The sequence below is a fragment of the Prevotella illustrans genome (assembly GCF_017426725.1).
Classification (GTDB): domain Bacteria; phylum Bacteroidota; class Bacteroidia; order Bacteroidales; family Bacteroidaceae; genus Prevotella; species Prevotella illustrans.
This window is the reverse complement of sequence record NZ_JAERMS010000046.1, coordinates 1-21,434: the sequence shown is the minus strand read 5'-3', so window position 1 is coordinate 21,434 and position 21,434 is coordinate 1. Positions and strand designations below refer to the sequence as shown.

The window sequence follows — 21,434 nt, the reverse complement described above, 5'->3', positions numbered from 1 at the left end:
GGATGGGCTTACAAATGATGAAGCCGGAGATTTCATCACTTGCAAACTTGTCCCCACAAATGATCAGGTGAGCCACGATAAGAGCTCAACAGCCGGATCTCAACGAGTCGGCTGTTTGTAAACGTAAATGATATTGGCCACTTTCCGTTCGCCTTGATGGTCGAACTGCCTGTTGTCACAAGGATGGTTCACGACACCTCCGAGACTCTTCACCCAAAGCGTGGTGGAGCCGCCACCATCCATATTGATAGCGTCACGGCAACCGATGACACGCAGGAAGTGAGCAAGTTCGATTAGATTCATCCCCACGGCACGTGCAGTCGCACGGCCATCTACTGTTATGAAAAGGAGCTTATCGTTCCCGACCGTAGCGATAGCCGTGCGGGGATGACGCGTCGCCACGAATCCGCTGTCGCAACCCGTCAGGTCGCAAGGTCGGCCGGCCATCAGCAACAGTGGTCCCGAGGCCAAAAGCGTGCCCCGGCGATGTCGATCGGTCAACTCTGTCTGCCGGTTCCACGGCATAATCCGCAATCTTTTCCCATCCGCATGGATGGCTCCCGTAACCCTTGAAGCCAGCTCTTGAGTCTCCGTCGTGTTGACGACTTGTCCGTTTATCTTGAGGTAGCAAACGGAATTGCCCCGTTCCATATTGAAATAGGAACCGTTCACGGCGACCAAAGCCCCCACGTTATCGGCCATGCCACTGACCGTCGTCCCCCGTTCGATTACGGAAATCCCCACCTTGTTTTCGCCTTTCAGCCGGATTTCGGCGATGGAAACGGTCTGCGGAACGCCGTAGAGCCTCGGAAACATCATCTGCCTGACCGTCATTCCGTCACAGGACGAAAGCACTTGCCACTGCGCAGCGGCAATGGCAAGCGAGTCCTGAACGGTCTGGCCCCTCAAGCTCCCACTAAAAAGCCAGAAAAAAGCCAATAACAAACGAGATGTTTTATACATATTCGATTCTGTCATTTCTTCATGATTGATATTTCACCGATATCCGAACGGTGTCACAGTCTCTTAAGCCGTCTGCTTCCAACTTCAGAAAAAGACCATGACATTCCCATTCATATCGTCGTGTCGGTCGATAAGGAACCATCGAACTACTCATACAGTGAATTTCCCTTCAAGAAAAGAGAAGCACGATGTCGCTGATAAAAGGCACTTCGCTTCAAGTCTTCAGGAATCTTCCCCGATAAGCCGCAGTTAGAGATATTGCCTGTGGCCCCCTTGTCGAACAGATAGCCATAGCCGACAGGGATTCCGCCGCTGAGCGGATTGTTATAGATATAAAGCTCACGCAGGTCTTTCCAGATGGTGGGCCTTCCTTCATCATCCAAAGGCAGCGTGGGGATTGTTCCCGTGAAAGCGTTCAGATAAATCTTGATGGACCGCAACGCCTCGTTTTTGAGCAAGTCGCCAAAGTTCCCCGTGAACGAATTGGCAAATCCGGCAGGTGTCGCCGTCGGGTGGTTCGACAGATTGAGGGCTGTCAGCAGCTTACAATCGGCCAAGCTTTTCGGCACTGCGCCTTTGCCGGCACATTCGATAATCCACAACGTATTCAACTTTTTCAACATTCCGATTTCCTCCGGAATACCGGCAATCTTCTGATGTTTGAACTTCAACGTTACCAATTCGGACAAATGGCACAAGGGCGTGATATCGCCCACAATATGATTCGGCGTAACAAAGACGATTTCCGTCACCCGACCATTCACAACCGTTACGCCGGGCCAATTGACAGCATCCGTCTTCAGAGGGGCTTCGAGATTCCATTTCTTTATCCAGTTAGCTCCGTTAGCATTCCTGTAAAAATCTTTCAGATAGTCTATGTCCGTCTTTTCAACGATTTTCGTCGACTGTACAATCTGTACCGGCAAGGATATTCCATTGGCTCCATTTAGTGTTATCTCAGCCTGACGTTCTTCACCGCCGGTCAGTTTCTTGACGGTTATCTCTAATTCCAAATCCTTTATCTCACCGGGAGTTGCCGAGGGTTGGCTTTTCAATTCCAGCCAGTCACAATTTTGGGGCAGTGCGCAAGTATAGTTCACCGCTGTCGTAAATGGTATCCTCAACGTCTGTTCGGATATGGATACCATGAATGTACTTTGATTCAGCTTCATGCCGACCCCTTCCTGTATGACTGTCTGCGTCCAAGTATGCTCGGCGGTGATCCAACCGGTCACCGTTCCTTCACGTTGTACCAACGAGGGATTGGCCCACGCTTTCATCTTGTATCGTCCGTTGCCCGGGCCATTGGCCATAATCATGTTGAGCCAGTCTACATTGGTCTTGACTCTCCACGGAGCCGATGCGTAGACATCCGATTCATATTCCTGCTCGTTAAAACCCAGGCGGATGACGTCGTTCCCGAACTTGAAATCTTCTCCCTGCACGGCAAACCCTGTGTTGTCGGTAAAATCCTGACATGCGCATAGAAACGCGCACAGGCAAATCGTGACCGTCTCCATCGTTATCGGTCTTGTCGTTCTTTCCTTTTTCATGTTTTTCATTCTTTAATCTTCTTTTACGATCAATAATCCGTTGGCAACCGCCCGCTCTTGACCTCCGTAGTCATATGGCCAGTTACGCACCACAAACGAAGCGGGCGTGTTGTTTCGGCTTGCACATACCACGAAAGTGGACGAACCGCCGCCGTCCAGGTTGATGGCATCCGTTGCTCCAAGCGCTCGCATCACTTTCGACATGTCCGAGAAAGTCATCCCGTTCGAGTTCCAGAAATTACGTCCGTCAACAACCATCAGATAGACGACGTTAGCCGATGTGACTCCCACACAGGTACGAGGCTCCAATTGCGTGTTGACCTGTGGCTCTATCTGTCCGTTTCTCAACAGCCGATGCCGGCCTCCTATCGCTTCCCATAGCCTGTCTTTCACATGGTCGAACTCATCGCGCGAGCCGATAATCGCTCGTTTGTCTTTCGTAATGGCAAAGAACGTAGTTTTTTCATCCCCCATTACCGTCTTGATTCCCCTGCCTTTACGATAAAAGATTCCACCGGGTATGCCTGCACTTGTGAAAAAGTCGCCATTGACCGCCCCCAACACATGTTTCGTAGGACTTTCGTAGGCTTCTGCCTGTAGCGTCATTGGCTGCAAACCGAATTTTGAATCGTCGTTGTCAGGAGCCGAAACGGCAATGGTCAGGCCCTTTGTATCGAGAGCAACTTCAAAAATATACAATTTGGTGGCCAACCCATTCTCGGAAAGGCATTGTATCTCACATGCCTGCACGCCTGCGGACAGCGTGTAGGAGGTATCCTTGAACAAGTGTCCCACAAAGCCGCTGTTCTCCGTAATCTTTCTGCCGATTTCCGTTTTGGCCCCTTCTTTGGAATAAACGGTTTTTCCGTCATCATCGCTGCATGAAATCCAGCACAATGGGATGGCAAGTATATATGCCATATATAATATTCGTTTTTTCATTGCTATATCTGTTTGGTGATTTTAATAGCCCGGATTAGGCGTAAGGTTAGGATTCAGGATCAGCTCCTTGCCAGGGATGGGCAATCGCAATTGATTATCCAGTAGGTCCAGATCGCTTTTTGCCCGACCCGTACGTATCAAGTCATAATAGCGAAAGCCCTCCGCCAGAAATTCCTTCCGGCGCTCATCCAAGATACATTTCAGAAACTCATCCTCGGTTTGCGGACGCACGGCCTTCAATCCTCTTTTCTCTCTGAGTTCATTCAAGCGGTGTAATCCTTTTTCCAGTCCTTGGGCTTCCGCGCTGACGAGATACATTTCTGCCAAACGGCTGACTATCACCGGGTCTGTTCCGGTCTGTCCGCTGGGATACTTGTTGATACAGGGGTCTGTCTTGATATTCGTGACCGAGATATCCTTTCGTTTGTCGCTTGTTTCATACATGTTCATCACCTCCTCGGCGGGAACGTAAATATAGCTGCCCTTGTTAGGATGCGCATAAGTATAGAAAAGGGTAGATAAGGTGATGTTCGACTCTTCCTTTAGACAACTGAACGAGAAAATGACTTCCGTATTTGTCTGTCCCCGAAATATCTTCTCGAAATCGTCAAGCACATATCGGCCGTTTATAATCAGTTCTTCGGCCAACGCCATCGCTTCCTTCTTTTTCCCTCTTTCCAGTTTGACGCGGGCTTGAAGGGCCGTGACAGCGTTCTTCGACACAAAATAGCAATCGACAGGCTCTATCCCCCCATCGAGGAATCGTCCGGCTTGTTCCAGTTCGGACTCGATGAAATCCCATACTTCCTCCTCGGAATTACGCGGCAACTTCTTCATGGTGGCAGACATGACGATAGGAACTCCACCCCATCGGGTCACCAACAAATGGTAAAGATAGCCTCTGAAATAGTGAGCTTCACCAAGAATTGTAGTCCGAAGTGGAGATTCGGGCTGCCGCTCCACTGTCTCCAGCACATTATTCACTTGATAGATTGCCTGATAACAGCCGTTCCATCCACTGGAAATCAGTGAGTTGAGCGGCGACAACACCGTATTGATCAGGTCTTTCGGATTTCCGGTTTTACCGGTACGCAAATTTCCTCCGATGATGTCAAACAAAATATACGTTTCCCTTTGCGGTGAGTTCTGAACCTTGTTGTACATCCCCATCCGCATGGGAGACAAATCATTACCTCCTGCGTTTCCCGGGGGGACGGCCGAGTGAGGGTCTATGTCGAGCATTCCACTGCAAGATGAAAGCGATAAACCTGCCAGCAAAAGTACATTCCAAAATTTCTTCATGGCTGATAACAATATTATATCTATTTATATCTGTAAATTAACACCGAAATTAATCGTTTTCGAAGGAGGAACACCATAAGCATCCATGCCCATGAATCTCGGATCCAGATTCTTGCTCACCTCGGGATCCCACCCCGAATATTTAGAAAACAGCAACAGGTTATCCCCTTGCATGTATACGCGCAGACCCTTGAGGTGAATCTTTGTCAACAGAGACATCGGGAAAGAATAGCTCAAAATGAGCGAACGAAGACGCACGAAGGAGCCGTCTTCAAGAAAACGGGTAGAATTCTTGACGTTGAACGCGTTAAGTGTGTGTACGGCACGCGGATACTTGTTGGTGGATCCGGGACCGGTCCATCGGTTTTTGGCCACGTCTTCCGTTATTGCCCACTTTTGCCCGGGACGTGCGGCCAGGCGCTTCCACTCGGCATACACGTCGTTGCCCAACATATAGGTAAAGAACACATCCAACTGAAAGCCTTTATACCTGAACGTATTATTCCAACCGCCGAAAACGTCGGGACTGGACGATCCCACCAACTGGCGGTCGAAATCGTTGATGATACCGTTATGGTCCACGTCCTCATATTTCACGTCTCCGGCCCGCACCCCCAAATCATACTGTGGTTGCGGCACTTCGCCGTCATATTGGTAAATGCCTTCCATCTTGAATAGATAGAACGAGCCGAGTCCCTTGCCTACCTTCAAGGCACGATTGTCGCCAATGGGAAGAAGGTCGTTGCCAAGCAGCTTGGTCAGTTTGTTCCTGTTGTAGGAGATATTGAACGAGGAAGTCCACGCCAATTTACCAATGTTCAGATGCCCATTAACGGAGAACTCGATTCCGTAATTCCGCATCGAACCGATGTTGTTCATCATACCGGTGAATCCAGTCGTACCGTGCAAGGGCATCAGATACAGCAAGTTGTTGGTGTTTTTGAGATACGCGTCGAACGTCATATTGAGCTTTCCATTCCAGAAAGCAAGGTCAAAGCCCGCATTATACTGGTCGGCCGTCTCCCAGGTCAGGGTCGTATTGCCCAGACTGCTGATGGCAATACCACTCTTGTTCTGATAATTCTGTCCGCCGGACATCAGAGACCTCCAGCCATAATTGCCTATACCGTCCTGATTGCCCGTCTTTCCATAACTGAGCCTGAACTTTAAATCTGTTTGAGGAAAAAGCCAGAAAGACTCTTTGGAAACATTCCATCCAAAGGATATCGAAGGAAAGTAGCCATAACGATGTGACGGGGCAAAACGGGACGAGCCGTCGGAACGCAAGGTGGCATTCAGCACGTAGCGGTCAAGATACGACAGACTGATACGGCCAAAATATGAATCTATCGCATACTCTGATACTCCCCCCGTTGCATCGTGTATTTCGGCAGCTGTACTCAATACGTCGAACATGGGAGACGGAAAGCCTCTCCCGTCGATAAACGAGGTTCTTGTGAACGATTTCTGAAACGAGTGTCCCAACATGGCGCCGAATTCCATGTTGCCGAATTGATTGTCATAACTGACTACATTCTCTACCAGAATGTTCCGCTCGAACCGGTTGTATTCCGCAATACGCCCTCCGCCTGCGCCATAAGGATGGTTCGCGTTATAGTAGACGTAATCATACGTATAACCTACGTCCGTATTCAACGAGTTATGCAGCTTGAAACGATTGAACTTGAAATCCGCATGGAATATGCCCAAGAAGCGATACAAGTCTACATAAGTTGTTTCCTCATTCAGTATCTGCAAGGGATTATGCCGTGTCAGTTCGTCGGTTCCGCCCACGTAATACTCTCCGTTCGGCTTATAGGGCCTGTCAAACGGGCGTTGTTCCATGGCCCGGGCCAAGATAGTCGAGCCGATGTTGGCACCGGGTACCCGATTGTTTCGCATGTAATTACCGCTCATGTTGGCTCCGATTGTCAACCACGGAGTCATTGCATAACTGATTTTAGACTTTAAGTTGATTTTCGTCACTTGGTTCGTCTTGATGATTCCCTCCTGATTGTTATAGTTGGCGCCTACATAGAATTTGGTCTTCTGGTTCCCGCCGGAAAAGGACAAGTCGGCATTGTACGAGAAAGCGATACGAGTAATCAAATCCAACCAGTCGGTATCCGGCAGATTCTGAAACGGGTTGGAAATGGGAACGATATATCCTTTGGAACCTACCGCCAGATCGTTTTGTCTGTTATACCGAGCCACTCCGTCGTTAAAGACTTCCACATACAGATCGGAATCCGCGTATTTAACGCGTCCTTTGTTCGCAAACCGTGAGATACCGGAACTCACGTTGAGCCTCACGTCCGTCCTCCCTTCTCGTCCCGACTTCGTGGTTATCAATACGACGCCATTCGTGGCACGCGAACCGTAAATGGCAGCGGAGGCAGCGTCTTTCAACACCTCGATGGATTCGATATCACTGATATTGAGCACAGCCATCGAACTAAGGCTTTCACCCATATTGAACAATGACGCATTGCCATTCAAGATTGGAACGCCGTCCACGACATACAAGGGTTCGTTGCTTGCGCTCAGCGAGGCGGCACCTCGAATGCTCATCCGTTCGCCGCTGCCCAGATTGCCTGAACCCGGCGATACGGTCACGCCCGCTACTCGCCCTTGCAGCAATTCGTTCGCGAAAAGTACAGGACGCAGATTGCCTTCATTGGGTTTGAAGGTTGAAATGGCATTCGTCACCAACGCTTTTCGTTGGGTACCATAACCGACGACCACGACCTCATTCAATTTCTTGAGGTCTTCTTCCAGCGTGACATTTATCTCATTGCGCGCACCGACCGAAATCTCTTGCGAGCGAAAGCCCAGAAAAGAAAACTCAAGCCGGCCGTTTTCTGCGGGAGCTTCGATGCTATAACCTCCGTTGACGTCGGTTACTGTCGCGGTCTTCGTTCCCTTCAACGTTACCGTACAGCCGACCAAAGGCTCTCCCAACGCGTCTTTCACCACACCACGCACCTTTCGCTTGACAACCGGCTGGCGGACGGGCTTGTTCGCCGGCGACTTACGTGTCAGGATGACATGCTTACCCTCTATCGTATAGTCGATTTCCGTGCCGTCCAGCAAGAGGGAGAGCAGTTTCCGCATATCCCCCTTGAACGTCTTGACAGCCGGTTCATGGGCCAGCGCCTCCTCATTTTCATCATAAATGAAAAGATAGCCAGTCTGTTTCTCAATCTGCCCGATAAGTTCTTTCATGGATTTCACTTTGCGCTTCACGGCCACCTCTTGGGCCGACAGCGGCACAGACAACAACAGCAATGCGGAGAGTAGCAAGCCGATACAAACCGGTCGGCCTATAGGAGCATGACACGCCAGACCACACTCGGTATTGCCTACATTTTCATTAGACGTGTTTTCATTCATAAAAAAGAAAGTTTTAGATGGTTTTTTATTAAGAGATTGGTGATTCAAAGGATTCTGATTTAGGATTCACCGACTATCATTCGGCGATGGGCTTCGTCGTATCGGTATTTGAAGGAGGCGTATTTCTGCAAGGCCTCCATGATTTGGTTTATGCTTTCACTCTGCCTGAATTTACAGGTACAGTGTCTCTTGGCCAAGCGGCTGTCGCGATTTTCGATAACAATGTTATAATAGAGGGCCAGTTTTTCCAACACATTAGCCAACGTTTCGTTGTCAAACGTATAAATGCCCGTCTTCCAAGACGACCGGGATTCTTGAGCAACCCTTCGCTTTACCAGCACCCCATCTTCCACCGTGGCTGTCTGATGCGGCAACAACACCATCTCGCCTGCCACTCCCGGCCGGCTCAACCGAACCTTCCCTTCATACAGGGACGTCTCGAAGATATCCGACTTTCCATAAGCACAAACATTAAACGTGGTGCCCAACACCTGTACCTCGTATCGTGGCGTGGAAACCACGAAAGGATGGTCGGCGTCTTTGGTCACCTGAAAATGGGCTTCGCCATCCAACGTTACTTGACGTTTCTTGGACCGAAAGTCCGCGATAGCGTATCTTAAGGTTGTATTCGAATTGAGCCACACCGTCGTACCATCGGCCAAGACCATCTTTACATGCTGTCCCTGAGGCACGTAGACCGTCTGCATTCCGCCGTCGGCGGAATCCCGGTCCGTCATGAAGAACTTGTCGGCCACAAAGAGAATCGCCAGAATCATCGCCGCCACTTGTACAGTTTTCCATAAAGGTCTTGACACGGCTTGCCATACCGTGCGTTGCCGGTGCTGTTCTGCCGGCGCATTCCATATCAGTCCGTCATATACGTGATGGAGTGCCTTGAGCTGCTCTTGGTGGGCGGAGTCGGACTGCAACCAGTCAGTCACTTGCTTGAGTTCCTCCTCCGACAGTGGATTACCGGCAACATATCGCTTCAACAATTGATGATCTATAGGTTTCATTGCTATTTTTTGTTGGGTTCTGACCTATAGACACAAAAACGGGCAACATCCCTAAAGTTGCCCGTTTATATTTTTCAAAAAAACATATAGAGATAATCTTTAAGCCTCTTCCTTAGCAGTTTCATCGCTTTTGTGACATGATAGTCCACTCCTTTTATGCTGATTCCCATTTCCGCCGCGATTTCCTTAATGTTCTTTCCTTCGTACCTACGCAGATAAAACACTCGCTGCGTCTGTGGCGGCAACGTCTCAAGTACTTTCCTGACAAACTCTCTCATATCTTCGGCTATCACTTCTTCCGGAACGGAAGTATTGAGTGACGATATGCGAAAATCAAGCTCACAGAGAGAATCATCCAACATTTCTTGCTCCCGCGACAGTCGTTTGCGTTCTTCTCTCAATTGATTCAACGACTTGTTCTTCACCGTAGTCATCAAAAAAGAACGGACATGATATATTTCCTGTGTTTGGAGTGCTTCCCATAAGGCCACCATGGCTTCAGAGGCTATATCTTTTGCCTGTTCATCATCACGCAAGTAAGACCTTGCATACATATAGCAATGTAGGTAATACGTTGTATATATCGTGTCGAAATCCATTTGCGAATGGTATTTTCCTTCTTTCAAGTTTGCCATTGAGAAATAGCCGGGATTCGGTGGCTGCAACGGACGTCGCCCGACACTTGACAGACGACATGACACCCGTTACTCCTCCAAGCCTATATCTTTGATGTATCTTTCGATAAGCCGTGCTGTCTTTTCCGTGCCCAGCCGAAGGCTGTCGAAGCAAATGTCGTAGTCGTCGGCGTTGCCCCAGGTCAGCCCTGTATAGTATTTGTGGTAGCGCACCCGGCTGTCATCGGTTTCGCGCACGAACTCTTCCGCCTCGGCCAGGCTCATGTCGTCGTGATGTGCCATCGCCCTGACGCGTTCCTCGAAGTTACCTTTCAGGAATACTGACACGAGATCGGCTCTGTTCTTGAAAATATAGTTGCCGCAGCGACCGATGATCACACAGTCGCGCTTACCGATCAGATCGGCTAAAATCCTCATCGCGTGATGGTTGGTCTCGTCGTTGCCCTCTTCGTTCTCGAAAGCCGAGATGGCATACATCAGTTCGTCGACGGGCCTTTCCTCAAAGAAGTCGTGCATTTCGCGCAAGACGCCGTTGTCCTCGGCCATCCGCATGAGATTTTTCCGGGTGTAAAAAGGGATGTTGTAACGTGCGGCCAGGAGCTTGCCCACCTCCAAAGCTCCGCAACCGCACTGACGTGCTATCGTAATAATCATCTGACTATGAAAGAATAACTGGTTTGAGTGCACAAAATTACAAAGTAATTTCCTAAATGCCTACTTATAAACACCTTATCTGTTCGCCCGAACTTAAATTCTTTTATCCAAGTTGAATTATACGTCGGTGTTTTAATGCTTGATTTTAGAAAAACTTATTCCGAACCGTAAAAAAGTAAGCCCTCCGGACTACGACATGCCTAATCAAAAAAAGGGCGCGGAACGTATAGATCATCTACCCGTTCCGCGCAATGTATAAAAAAGAGTTACAAAATAATATACATAATAATATATATATAGCTAAGAACTATTCATCCCAGAGGCGATAGTTCGGCCATTGGTACGCGATGTCTTCCTCTTCATCTTCCAGAAACACGCCGTTTCTCTTAGCACCTATCGGCAGGCTGGGATCATAGTCACCTCCCACACCGGGACTGGCCTCGAGCATAATGTTTTCACTGGCCATGCGGATCACCTCCACAGCCGGCACTATATATTTTTTCCTTTCCATAAATTCCTATGTTTTTATTTAATAATTACTTTACGTCCGCCATGAATGAAGACACCATGCTGCGGATTGGTCACACGCTGACCGTTGAGATTGTAATAAACATTGTCATCGGCCTTCTTCGTGTCAATCGCCGTTATGCCGGTTGAGATGTTGTCGTCCGAGAAGACAAACCTCAGCTTGGCGCCTGCCGGCACGCCTGAAATCTTGGCATAAGCCTGATGGATGGGGAAGTTGCCGATGTTAGCCTTAGCTTTTTTAAAGACACCGCCCTGTATCACATAGACAGGATCAGCGACTGATGCCGGTACATTGCTTGAATTTACAGTAATACCTGTCATAATATTATTGCTAATGGTGTAGGTTGCGTCATCGTGCTCACCGATAGCGTAGTAGAAGCCGTTTGAAGCAGCTTCTTTGTCAAGAACCTTCAATAACACGCCGGTATAGGCCGGCACATAACCATAGCCGCCGCTATAACCGCCATTTACGTCTACACTCGTCATTTTTACGTGATGTTCAGCGTTTCCGTAGTCACCACTACCCGGTTTCACATCACTTACCTTGGCAACGAAAGCGGCAACATTGCTATTGCCATTTTCTGCGTTATAAATACTGAAATCCGTATCAAACTCACGGGCAAATGTTCCATACTTATGGGTGATGGTTACACCGGGAATCTTATAGTCTATCTGGTCGGTGAAGTTAAATGGACTTGGTTTGTAACCATGAGTAGGAATATCATATATCTGCTTGTTCCATTTCTCCTTGTATTTTTCGCAAGCCGACTTCTTTACATAAATCTTGGTTGTCTTGGCAAACTCGCAGTAGTCGATATTGGTCTCATCCAACTCAAAGCGAGTGGTACTCAACATCTTCTTGGTGGGGTTGCCCTCAATGAAGAATACGTTCTTCACGGTACTCGTTTTGTTGGCGATATCAGTTACGAAAGCCTGAGCACCAATGTATTCAATATCTTTTTTCACCACTACTTCCTTCACTTTATCAGTAGTTTTCTGGAATGCGTAGTCACCTATCAAATTCACGCTGTAAGTCTTATTTTTAGTAGGATGCTTGACGCTTGTAGGCAATACAAAAGTATGATCTGTGGATTCCGTTTTGAGCAAATCCACTACAGTTTCAGATACAGGAATATACTCTTCGGTACCTACAAGGAACGACTGTTCGATAACCCCATTAAATTTATTGTAGAATGAGTGGGCATTATAGTCATTATAAAGTTCCTTACGGACGTGAATGGTGATGTGATCAAACATATTAGGTGCTTGAGTACCATCGTCAAACGACATCTCGTTTTGAGCCTGGTTAATATTGGCCGGGTCAATCACCTTATCGCAGAGGAATGTAATCAAATTCAAACTTAGAAAGCACGCTTACCAATACTTTCTACCTTATTAGGGATAATTATATTGGCAAGTTTCTCACAATTGTAGAAAGAATAGTCGCCGATCTTTTTTATAGACGGGGGAAGTAATGTGAACTTATTATTCGCCTTTCCGGGAGGGAAGAGAATGAGTTCTTCCTTGTCCTTTGACAGCAAGTAACCGTCTACGCTTGAATACTTCGTATTTTCCTTGGCAACATTGATCGCGTATAAGTTTTCACAATATTGGAAAGCCAGAGGATCGATGTTGGTTGTGGCCTCGCTTATTTCTATTTGGGTAAGCGCCTTACATCTACGGAAAGCCTCTTTAGCGATTTTCGTCACTTTTTTAGGTATGACGACACTCACCAAACCGCAGTCGGCAAAAGCGCCCTCGCCAATTTCCGCTATTTCCGCATCAGTATCGAACTCTACGCTTTTCATGTTTTTACATCCGCTGAAGGCATTAAGTTCGATTTTCTTCACCGACTTGGGAAACTTGAATGTTTCAAGACTTTCAGCATTGAAAAAGGCATTAGACTCGATGGTTTCCAATTCGCAGCTACCTTCAAAATTGAAATTCTTGAGTTTTTTATTTGTCGTAAATGCGGAGGCTTTAATCTTCTTCAGTTTCGAACCATCAGGAACGGTGATTTTCTCCAGTTCCTTACATTCGTAAAAAGCACTGGCAAGCTCGGTAATAGAAGCAGGCAACACGACCTCTTTCAGCTTAACACAAGATCGGAATACATCCTGCTTAAAGTCTGTAACTTGAGACGGCTTCGCAAATTCAACCTTTTCAAGATTCAACATGTTACGGAACGCTTCAATCCCGATGGTTTTCACACCGACAGGAACAACCATTGATGTCAGCTTGTTTGCCCCTTGAAAGGCTTTCTGACCTAACTCCGTAACAGTGGTTGGAATCGTATAACTCACACCTTCCTTAGCGGGAGGATAGTAACAAAGTTTAGTGTGGTCTTTAGAAAAGAGAACCCCGTCTACAGCCTCAAAGTCAGGATTCCCCGCCTCCACCTTATATTCTTTTAGTTTCAAACACTCCTCAAAGGCTCCATCTTGTAAACCACTTGTTACATTATTTCCTGTTATAGTTCCTTTTTTGAGCTCTTTAGGTATCGTAATTGTTTCGAGCTTCGTAGGTTTGTAGAGTGCGGACTTTTCCATCGTCTCGACATTCTTCAAATCAAGAGAAGTCATATTTTTAACGGCCATCATCGCGAATGAACAAATCCTCTTGATGTCATCCGGAACCGTGTAAGCCGTAGTAACCTTTTCTCTTGGATAGCAAACTAAGGTTTTCGTTTCGTTATTGAAAAGCACACCATCCTCAACTTTAAATTTCGTATTACCACCCGTAGGCATCTGAAATTCTACCAAGTCTGTGCCCGAAACGATAGAAGGGTACCTCTCGGTTGCCTTTTGCAAATCCTTAGGAAGCACGATCTTTTTAAGATTCGCAACGTTATGAAAGGCATTGACACAAATTGTTTTCACTTTGTTGTCAATCGTATAAGTATCTCCTCCTACTGCATCCATTATTGTTGACGGAACGCAACGAAGTTCTTCTCTGCCTTTCGTATAGAGCACACCCTTGTCATCAGCCTCAAATACAGTATGCCCTTCCGCAACCTTACACTTGGGAACTCCCTTCAACGCCGACCATGTCCATTCTGATATTTTGATCAGACTCTTGGGAATCGTCATTTCGGTGAGTGTCGCGCCTATAAAGCAATCGTTCTCCATCTCTACAACGGTTTCCGGCAATGTAACAGAAGTAACATTGTTACAATTATAACCGACTTGGTAGCCTACCTTGGTAACCGTGAAAGTTAATCCCGCATTATCATTAATCTTATCAGGAATAACCAACGGTCCCGATTGCGTTGTGCCCAAAAACATCAACGTAGGGTCGGCGCCACTTGGTACAAGAACTTTGTAGTAGGTTACACCATTGTCGAACGAGACAACCTGATACGCCGTGTAAGCCCAAAGACTCTTTGGTATCGCCATAAACAGCAACGCCAATAACAAAAGTTTAATTTTTCTCATTTCTGTCATTTAAAATGCTATTAGACTCAATTCTATAGGCTAATTGTGTATTGTACTTACTCTCTATAACTGTTAAGCAATTCTTAAAACCAATACCTATAAACGTCTTCGCATTATTTATACTATATTTATTATATTATATCCAATATATTCTAAGCTTCTATTCTGTAATATAATGACTCTCTATACGCGCATCCTCCGGAAAGAGATGAGAATAAGAGATGAGAATATTTTAAATGCACGCCGCAAAGTTAGAGTTTTTATTTGACATAAGCAAATATTTATTAGTAAATCTTACATTTACCTCGCGTCGGTATGTTTCCAAGACTTGGGGATGCCAAGGCGATGCACTTATTGTTATTGAAACACGTGAGCATTAGTCTGCCCGCAGAGGCCACTTGCCGAGACATATAAAATCATGTTCAGAAGTATGATTTTATTTTACAAAGGCCTTCAAATGGCTGCGTTATTTGAAAACAGAAATACTTTGGCCCGAAAAAACGCCAAAATTCGCGTTTTTACAATTACCTCATTATCAACGCATTACAATAATCCGCCTCTTTTTACGCTGCCTTTTAACAGTGCGAATACGCCTTTTTCAAGCCTTCAAAGCAGCACTTTTACAGGCTAATAGCTATGCTTTAGGCGCCTAAAAGGATAACTATTGCAACATGAAAGCGCAGCGATGGGCCGGCAACGCCCCAAAATCTCGTTTTATGAAGCCAAATATGGGTGTATATTTAGCTAAATGAAGGTAAAAGAAAGTGGTCGAAATCAGGATAAATATTTTACAAAAGAAAAGGTTGGAACATCACTTCCAACCCTTCAATAAATTCTATGATTATTTCTCTATCAAACAGACGGCATAGGCAGAGATACCTTCTTCCCGTCCTGTAAAACCGAGTTTCTCGGTAGTTGTGGCCTTAATGGAAATCCGGTCTTCATCGATACCCATTACTTCGGCCATGCAGGTCTTCATCGCCTGCACATACGGATTGATCTTAGGCCGCTCGGCACAAACAGTAGCGTCGATATTGCCTACCCGATACCCTTTGGTAGCAATCAATCTGACCGTCTCGCGCAAAATGATTTTACTATCCATATCGAGCGTAGCGCTACTGTTGTCGGGAAAATGATAGCCAATATCGCGCATGTTGGCGGCTCCCAACAACGCGTCGCTGACCGCATGCAGCAACACATCGGCGTCGCTATGGCCCAGGAGGCCTTTCTCATGCTCGATCTTGATACCTCCCAGCCACAAATCGCGGCCTTCTACCAACTTGTGGACATCGAAGCCCATCCCTACTCGTATCATTCCTATTTGCTTTCTCTTTAACGATACCCCCATGGCGACGCGGGTATCACGTTCGATTATTTCTTAAACAAGTCTTTAATACCATCCATGTCGAAGCTCACCGTGAAGCGGAGCGTCTGGTCGAGCGGGTTGCTCTTGGCCGTGGCAATGATATATCCGGCGTCGATCGACATCACGTTCATCTTGAAACCGGCACCCATCGTGAAATATTTCATATTGCCTTTGGTCTCACTCTCGTGATGATAGCCGGCACGCACGGTAAACTTGTCGTTATAAGTGTACTCGCCACCCAACGACCACTGCACTTCCTGCAACTCTTCCTTGAATCCTCCGGGAGCGTCGCTGAAACTTTTAAAGATTCCTCCGATACTCGACTGGTCGTAATAATCCTTTTGCAGCCGCGCATCGTAATCTGTTTCCGACTCGTCAGTACCCTTAACGGGATAAGTAGGCACCAACAGTTTGTTGGCATCGGCCGAAATCGTAAACTTATTATACGTGTCGACGGGCACCATCAGTGAGGCGCCCAAGCGCAGATTGGTCGGGATGAACTCGCTGTTATTGGAACCTCCGAACGTGATTTTACTACCGATATTCGATATATTCAGTCCGATGCCGAGCTGACATTCGCGTTGTCCCAGCATGATATAGTTCTGATAGTAAGCGGCAATATCAGCCGCGAAAGCGCTTCCGGGCGTCGTTTCCTGCGTATAATCATAGGTCAGGTCTGAATAAATCCACCTTACGGCAGCCGCCAAGGAGAATCTCTCGCTCAGCATCAGCGAGTAGGCCACGTCGAACGACATCTCATAAGGTTTGATGGTCATGTCATATTTGCCGTCGCCGGTGCTGCTATATCCCACTTCGCCCATAGAGAAATAGCGGAGGGAAGCGCTCAGCGCGCTGTAGTCGCCTATGCGATAGTAGCCCGAAAGGTAGCCCAGGTCCATGTCGCTCACCAACTGACGCAACCACGGCGTATAGTTGATGGCCACGCCGGCACGCGAAATGGTAAACGGATACTTAGCGGGGTTCCAGAATTGCGACACAACGTCGGGATCGGTAGCCGCACCCACGTCGCCCATACCGGCCGAACGCGCATCGGGAGCTATCATCTGGGAGGTTACGGAGAATCTTACGGGGTGAAAAATCTGGTCTTTCTGCGCTGATATACCAAGTGTATATGCCAGCATAGAAAGCAGGCCTATGAGTCTTAAACGGTCAATCTTCATTTTGTTTTTATACGTTTTATCTATAAATTATTATCATAGTAGAAACGCACAGGATTACGAATTATTGCCTACGATGATCAGTTTCTGCGCTTTCGACGCGCTTTTACTGCCATCGCAAGCCACCTTCACGCGATAGATATAGATTCCCGGCTGCATGCGTGCGCCGTCATTCTGACGCAAATCCCAATCTACGCGGTAGGTGTTGTCAGTAGAAACGCCATGCCCGACATACGACCAGCACAGGCGTCCCGACGTATTGAACACTTCGACGGTCACATCCATCTGACTGCCACGACGATCGTGCTGAATAAGGAAAGTCGTAGCGGTGCGTGCCGGATTATCGGTCACGCTGATATGGCGGAGCCGCGGTGTCAGTGCCGAAGCTACTTCGAAACGCAATTCTGTCGTGGAAGAGTTGTTTAGGACGTCCCACGCCTTAAAAGAAAGTTTGTGTTGCCCGGGCGTGAGTTCGGGAATATTGAAGAAAAGCGTACCTGTCGTATAACTGCCGAAGTCAAACCGGAAATAATCGTTCAGTCGATAGGTTGTCGCCATGTTGCCATCAATGACCAGTTCCATAGCGTGACCGATCCCCGCGCCCGACACATTAATGCCATTCATGTCTTTCAGCTCGGCCACAAACAAAGGTGTGGGATTCACTTTACCGCCATTTTCAAATTCGGGCGTATTGAGGTAGCAGAACAACGATGGACCTATGCTGTCGTTATCTATCGTTTCGGTGCCTCCCACCACAAAGCCATCACAGGCTCCATGGGCTATCAAATGCCGCTCCATATCGACCGCGTAAAGATTCATCAAACCGGAACCCGCGCTGTAGTTCATGTCTTTGGGCACGGCAAAGGTCAGCACAAAGCTACCGGCACGAACGCTGTCAGCACCCTGAAACAGGCTTTGAATACGGTCCTTGAACACAAATGCCGTGTCGACCTGGCTTTCGTCGTTCATCCGGCAGGTGATGTCTTCCTCCGAATCGCGCACCGTCAGATTGACAATACCCTTAAATTGTGACTGTCCTTCTATATGACCGGCAACCCGAACGATCGCTCCGGCTTTCAGAACAGGCTTCGTGTCGCCACCGACCGCCATGCCGTTGATAGAGTCTACCACTACTTGGCAGGTAGGAAGATTGAGCGTCACGGCCGGATCGCCCAACAACGCGTATTGCAACTTGTTGATCGTAGGATCCTGCCCCGTCTCTATCATCTGTATTTTGGCCAGCCGCTGCGCCTCTCCTATCGTGTTGCGACGTCCTCCGGTCTGCTCCAATACATATTTAATATAGGCCTGGTTGAGCACTCGATTGTAGGGCGCGTACACCGTCCGGGTGGTTCCATAGAAGGCAAAAGCCCCTCCCTTGGGATTGAGCACGGCTGTCTCACCGATCGTGGGCACACTGCTGTCAAACGGCATGATGTCACACGCAGCTGTAACCCACAGCGGCAGATTCCTGTTACCGAACGATTCAAAGTCGGTTATGCGTAGCACGGCCTCGTCGGAAAGCTGATATTCTATGCCGTGACCGGCATAATCCATAATGAGCGCGCCGTTCTGCTGCTGTTGCTTAACGAGTCGGGCGGCGTCGGGATAGGTATTTCCGGTGCTCGACGTAGCCCGTTCGTAAGCGTCCCACATTACTTTCTTCACCACAAAGCCCGGGTGTGCCTTCAGCGTTTGCTCGGCTACCTCATCGGCTTGCTTCATGTGGATATTATGATTGCCGTCATCCCCCATGAACATCAGCGTGTTCTGCCATGCTCCGGCATTCTCATTGTTTACGTAACTGATGGTTTTGTCTACCATAATCCCGGCCTCCTCGGGGGTTGTCACGGGCATTCGGCCCACCGCCAGGTCGGGTTTGCCGTAGGAATAGTCATCATCGACGGTTGTCAACTCCTCGTCATCATCGAGCAGTGTATAGAAATCGTCTGTCACATAGCATTTCACGGCATTGAAAGAGTTCTCGCTTTCATAGCACAACAGGTGATCGGCAGCGTCTTTCTGTCGCCCGTCGGACGTCAGCATGCGATTATCCCACAGCCCGTCGCCCATCAACAGCAAGTAGCGAGGCTGGTCCTGCGTGGCCGAAGCACGGTCGTAGAGCATTTTTAGATAGCGCTTGTAGGCCGACGCGTCAGGTGTGCCACTCGAAAACTCATTATACAGTTCGTCGGTAGCCACGATTCTGACGCGCAGACCGTCATGTTGCTCATGAAAACGTTTGAGTCTTTCGGCCTGTGCCTGCAACTTCCGCGACGCGGGAATGATGATAACCATGTCGGCCGCGCCATCGCCATGCAGATTCTGATTAGCTACCGGACCCACATACACGGGCGACGGGAACGTGCCGGTGAGGTTGGGCTTCGCCACAGGCTTATCCCAAGCCATCGACACATAATCGAGGCGCATCGGACCGCCTGAAACAACGCGCAGACCGACTGTCGCCGATGCCTTCAGAGCGCTGACGTCATAGACGCCTATGGCCTGATTGCCATGGTCGTACGAACCGCGAAGCTTCACCTCAAGCGTGCCGAGCACCTTGCCGTCAAGCAATACTTCCACCTCTGTCTTCGTTTGAGCCGTCACGCAGACCGATAACCGGGCGCGATCGCTCAGCTGTGGATTGGCAACGAGCAGTTCCTTGGTCTTGCCGGCACTGATAGCCTCGACGTCAAATAGGTTTCGGCCGCCGTGATACCACGAAAAGCCATCGACTTCGTAGAGCGAATGGTAATCGATTGGAGATGGATAAAAAGAAGAAAGGAAGATGGTCGAATCCTGTTGCAACGCGGGCGCGTCGGATTCGGTCAGGAAATAATAACCATAATCTGAATAAGGATTGCGCGTGCGGCGTGTGGCAGCCTTGTCACTCCACGACACCGGCCCTTGCGCGTAAAACAATCGGCGACCCTTCACGACACATTGGGCCACCTCACGCAAATCATCGGTCTGCCGCAGATAGTCGCCCGTAAGCACTTCGGGCTGCAACGCGCCGCCATAGCCGTAGATTCTGACCTTACTTGCGTCGCTAAAGCCGGCCTTGCGCGCCAGTTCGTCGGTCAGTTGATAGACACCCGACGACGGTACTCGTATCTTAGCCCAACGTCCCGAAGCCAAAACAGAGCGATCGGTATAGCGCTCGACCACGGGCACCGGCCCTTTTCGCTGCTCTCCCGCACGTGTGGCGACAGACCGCGGACGTGCTTCTATCTGGAGCATGAAGCCCACCAAGAAGCGATAACGGTGTTCGTGAAACGCCAAAGGCATCAAATCGATCTGCAAAGCGGCTTGCTTGCGGTCGTAAGTAATTTGCTGATGAATGGGCGGTAAGGCTGCTAACGGCTCGTTGGTCTTGCGCAAATAGGCGTCAACGTCGGCCGGCAACATGTCGAGATACTCGGGATAGAGTAGCTTAACCTGATAAATTGAGTCTTGATATTGGCCCGAAAGGGGCAAGGAAAAAGCAAAATGAGGGAGCAGGCTGTCAATCCGGACTTGATCATAGGTCAGATTAAAGAATCGTTGATAGGCTTGCGCATGCAGCGTTAATAGCAAACCAACGATGCAAAAGAAAAACCTGAAATGCTTCATATTGCGATAAAAGTGCCCGAAACATGGGGCATAAATGAATTATTTACAATTAAATTCCAACACTTTACGATCTTCCAAATAACCTTCCAAATGGTCGTTTATATGGACGGGACCGCACGCTGTGGGGCATCCGGTGTAGAGAATGTCACCCGTTTTGAGCGTGAAATACCGGCTGATGTAGGCAATAAGCTCGTCCACTTTGTAGAGCATGTCGCTCGTACAGCCCTCTTGCACGGTCTGACCGTTGATGTCGAGGTGGAAATGCAGGGCCTGAATGTCACGGAACTTGTCCAAACTGACCCACTCACCGAGGGCCGCCGATCCGTCAAAACCTTTGCAAAGCTCCCACGGCTGGCCCGCCTGACGGAGTTTCTGTTGCAATTCGCGAGCCGTAAAGTCAATGCCCACCGTCACGGCATCATAGTAACGGGGCGCAAAACGCTCGGAAATGGTCTTGCCCAACTTGCAGATGCGCACCACGATTTCGGCCTCATACTCGATTCGTCCCAGATGATCGGGGATGAAAAAAGGCTTATGATCCTTCAGTAAAGCAGAGTCGGCTTTCGTGAAAATGATCGGGGCCTCTGGTTTAAAGAACGAACCTTCTAACGATTTATTGTGGTCGAGATAATTCATTCCCACTGCAAATATCTTCATAACGCTTCGGTAAGTTGTTTCTATTTTACAAAGGTCATGATTTTTTTTGATACCGACAAGCAAACCGATATTTTTCGATGAGCGGGAACGGACACGCGAAGAAAAGTGATAAATTTGCCATGACATGGTTTTTTCATATCTACCGCACCCTGAATAATCTTTACATATACCATCAAAAAAGTGGCATTATTCTGAAAAAGA

The 21,434-nt window shown here is 48.2% G+C and carries 17 protein-coding genes; 1 reads left to right on the top strand and 16 read right to left on the bottom strand.

Going from position 1 to position 21,434, the window contains the following annotated elements:
* Positions 1 to 99 precede the first annotated feature (99 nt).
* The 11 genes from JHU38_RS10950 to JHU38_RS12545 form a co-directional block, all read right to left on the bottom strand.
* A complete protein-coding gene (locus tag JHU38_RS10950; RefSeq protein WP_232369946.1) occupies positions 100 to 978 on the bottom strand; it encodes a phosphodiester glycosidase family protein in 879 nt (292 codons plus the stop codon).
* Between the two features lie 131 nt (positions 979 to 1,109).
* Complete coding sequence (locus JHU38_RS10945) at positions 1,110 to 2,516, bottom strand: BACON domain-containing protein (RefSeq protein WP_158267295.1); 1,407 nt, start codon at positions 2,514 to 2,516, stop codon at positions 1,110 to 1,112.
* Positions 2,517 to 2,528: 12 nt separating this feature from the next.
* The gene (locus tag JHU38_RS10940; RefSeq protein WP_232369945.1) at positions 2,529 to 3,437 is read right to left on the bottom strand and encodes a phosphodiester glycosidase family protein; all 909 of its coding nucleotides are present in this window, start codon (positions 3,435 to 3,437) and stop codon (positions 2,529 to 2,531) included.
* Positions 3,438 to 3,479: 42 nt separating this feature from the next.
* Complete coding sequence (locus JHU38_RS10935) at positions 3,480 to 4,760, bottom strand: RagB/SusD family nutrient uptake outer membrane protein (RefSeq protein WP_107581791.1); 1,281 nt, start codon at positions 4,758 to 4,760, stop codon at positions 3,480 to 3,482.
* Between the two features lie 24 nt (positions 4,761 to 4,784).
* A complete protein-coding gene (locus tag JHU38_RS10930) occupies positions 4,785 to 8,153 on the bottom strand; it encodes a SusC/RagA family TonB-linked outer membrane protein (protein WP_199222652.1) in 3,369 nt (1,122 codons plus the stop codon).
* Between the two features lie 59 nt (positions 8,154 to 8,212).
* Positions 8,213 to 9,169, bottom strand: a complete 957-nt coding sequence (locus JHU38_RS10925; protein ID WP_107581790.1) for a FecR family protein — start codon at positions 9,167 to 9,169, stop codon at positions 8,213 to 8,215.
* Between the two features lie 74 nt (positions 9,170 to 9,243).
* Positions 9,244 to 9,804: an RNA polymerase sigma-70 factor gene (locus JHU38_RS10920; protein ID WP_232369944.1), complete on the bottom strand. Its 561-nt coding sequence runs from the start codon at positions 9,802 to 9,804 to the stop codon at positions 9,244 to 9,246.
* Positions 9,805 to 9,873: 69 nt separating this feature from the next.
* Positions 9,874 to 10,458 (bottom strand): cytidylate kinase-like family protein, encoded by a 585-nt coding sequence (locus tag JHU38_RS10915; RefSeq protein ID WP_107581789.1) that lies wholly within the window; start codon positions 10,456 to 10,458, stop codon positions 9,874 to 9,876.
* A 307-nt stretch (positions 10,459 to 10,765) separates the two neighbouring features.
* Positions 10,766 to 10,906, bottom strand: a complete 141-nt coding sequence (locus JHU38_RS10910; RefSeq protein ID WP_232369943.1) for a hypothetical protein — start codon at positions 10,904 to 10,906, stop codon at positions 10,766 to 10,768.
* 77 nt (positions 10,907 to 10,983) lie between these two features.
* Positions 10,984 to 12,345 carry a hypothetical protein gene (locus JHU38_RS12550; protein WP_317196019.1) on the bottom strand — a complete coding sequence of 454 codons (1,362 nt, stop codon included), beginning with the start codon at positions 12,343 to 12,345 and terminating at the stop codon, positions 10,984 to 10,986.
* A 2-nt stretch (positions 12,346 to 12,347) separates the two neighbouring features.
* Positions 12,348 to 14,420 carry a leucine-rich repeat domain-containing protein gene (locus JHU38_RS12545; RefSeq protein WP_317196018.1) on the bottom strand — a complete coding sequence of 691 codons (2,073 nt, stop codon included), beginning with the start codon at positions 14,418 to 14,420 and terminating at the stop codon, positions 12,348 to 12,350.
* A 430-nt stretch (positions 14,421 to 14,850) separates the two neighbouring features.
* On the opposite strand from JHU38_RS12545, the gene JHU38_RS10900 reads away from it, so the two are divergent.
* Positions 14,851 to 15,051 (top strand): hypothetical protein, encoded by a 201-nt coding sequence (locus tag JHU38_RS10900; protein ID WP_207859379.1) that lies wholly within the window; start codon positions 14,851 to 14,853, stop codon positions 15,049 to 15,051.
* Positions 15,052 to 15,261: 210 nt separating this feature from the next.
* On the opposite strand, the gene ispF is transcribed toward JHU38_RS10900, so the two are convergent.
* From ispF to JHU38_RS10875, 5 genes are all read right to left on the bottom strand, one after another.
* Positions 15,262 to 15,735, bottom strand: coding sequence for a 2-C-methyl-D-erythritol 2,4-cyclodiphosphate synthase (ispF, locus tag JHU38_RS10895; RefSeq protein ID WP_107582407.1), 474 nt, complete (start codon positions 15,733 to 15,735; stop codon positions 15,262 to 15,264).
* A gap of 56 nt (positions 15,736 to 15,791) precedes the next feature.
* A complete protein-coding gene (gene porV / locus JHU38_RS10890; protein WP_232369947.1) occupies positions 15,792 to 16,928 on the bottom strand; it encodes a type IX secretion system outer membrane channel protein PorV in 1,137 nt (378 codons plus the stop codon).
* A gap of 93 nt (positions 16,929 to 17,021) precedes the next feature.
* Entirely contained in the window at positions 17,022 to 20,576 is a 3,555-nt protein-coding gene (gene porU / locus JHU38_RS10885) for a type IX secretion system sortase PorU (protein WP_107582082.1), read from the bottom strand.
* A gap of 39 nt (positions 20,577 to 20,615) precedes the next feature.
* Positions 20,616 to 21,233, bottom strand: coding sequence for a fumarylacetoacetate hydrolase family protein (locus JHU38_RS10880; RefSeq protein WP_107582081.1), 618 nt, complete (start codon positions 21,231 to 21,233; stop codon positions 20,616 to 20,618).
* 20 nt (positions 21,234 to 21,253) lie between these two features.
* Positions 21,254 to 21,434: hypothetical protein (locus tag JHU38_RS10875; RefSeq protein WP_207859377.1), on the bottom strand; the 181-nt coding region annotated here is incomplete at its 5' end.

Excerpts from the sequence above, each read along its gene's own strand:
- JHU38_RS10950 (WP_232369946.1), bottom strand. The coding sequence starts at position 978 with ATGACAGAATCGAATATGTATAAAACATCTCGTTTGTTATTGGCTTTT.
- JHU38_RS10945 (WP_158267295.1), bottom strand. The coding sequence starts at position 2,516 with ATGAAAAAGGAAAGAACGACAAGACCGATAACGATGGAGACGGTCACG.
- JHU38_RS10940 (WP_232369945.1), bottom strand. The coding sequence starts at position 3,437 with ATGGCATATATACTTGCCATCCCATTGTGCTGGATTTCATGCAGCGAT.
- JHU38_RS10935 (WP_107581791.1), bottom strand. The coding sequence starts at position 4,760 with ATGAAGAAATTTTGGAATGTACTTTTGCTGGCAGGTTTATCGCTTTCA.
- JHU38_RS10930 (WP_199222652.1), bottom strand. The coding sequence starts at position 8,153 with ATGAATGAAAACACGTCTAATGAAAATGTAGGCAATACCGAGTGTGGT.
- JHU38_RS10925 (WP_107581790.1), bottom strand. The coding sequence starts at position 9,169 with ATGAAACCTATAGATCATCAATTGTTGAAGCGATATGTTGCCGGTAAT.
- JHU38_RS10920 (WP_232369944.1), bottom strand. The coding sequence starts at position 9,804 with ATGGCAAACTTGAAAGAAGGAAAATACCATTCGCAAATGGATTTCGAC.
- JHU38_RS10915 (WP_107581789.1), bottom strand. The coding sequence starts at position 10,458 with ATGATTATTACGATAGCACGTCAGTGCGGTTGCGGAGCTTTGGAGGTG.
- JHU38_RS10910 (WP_232369943.1), bottom strand. The coding sequence starts at position 10,906 with ATGCTCGAGGCCAGTCCCGGTGTGGGAGGTGACTATGATCCCAGCCTG.
- JHU38_RS12545 (WP_317196018.1), bottom strand. The coding sequence starts at position 14,420 with ATGAGAAAAATTAAACTTTTGTTATTGGCGTTGCTGTTTATGGCGATA.
- JHU38_RS10900 (WP_207859379.1), top strand. The coding sequence starts at position 14,851 with ATGATTTTATTTTACAAAGGCCTTCAAATGGCTGCGTTATTTGAAAAC.
- ispF (WP_107582407.1), bottom strand. The coding sequence starts at position 15,735 with ATGATACGAGTAGGGATGGGCTTCGATGTCCACAAGTTGGTAGAAGGC.
- porV (WP_232369947.1), bottom strand. The coding sequence starts at position 16,928 with ATGCTGGCATATACACTTGGTATATCAGCGCAGAAAGACCAGATTTTT.
- porU (WP_107582082.1), bottom strand. The coding sequence starts at position 20,576 with ATGAAGCATTTCAGGTTTTTCTTTTGCATCGTTGGTTTGCTATTAACG.
- JHU38_RS10880 (WP_107582081.1), bottom strand. The coding sequence starts at position 21,233 with ATGAAGATATTTGCAGTGGGAATGAATTATCTCGACCACAATAAATCG.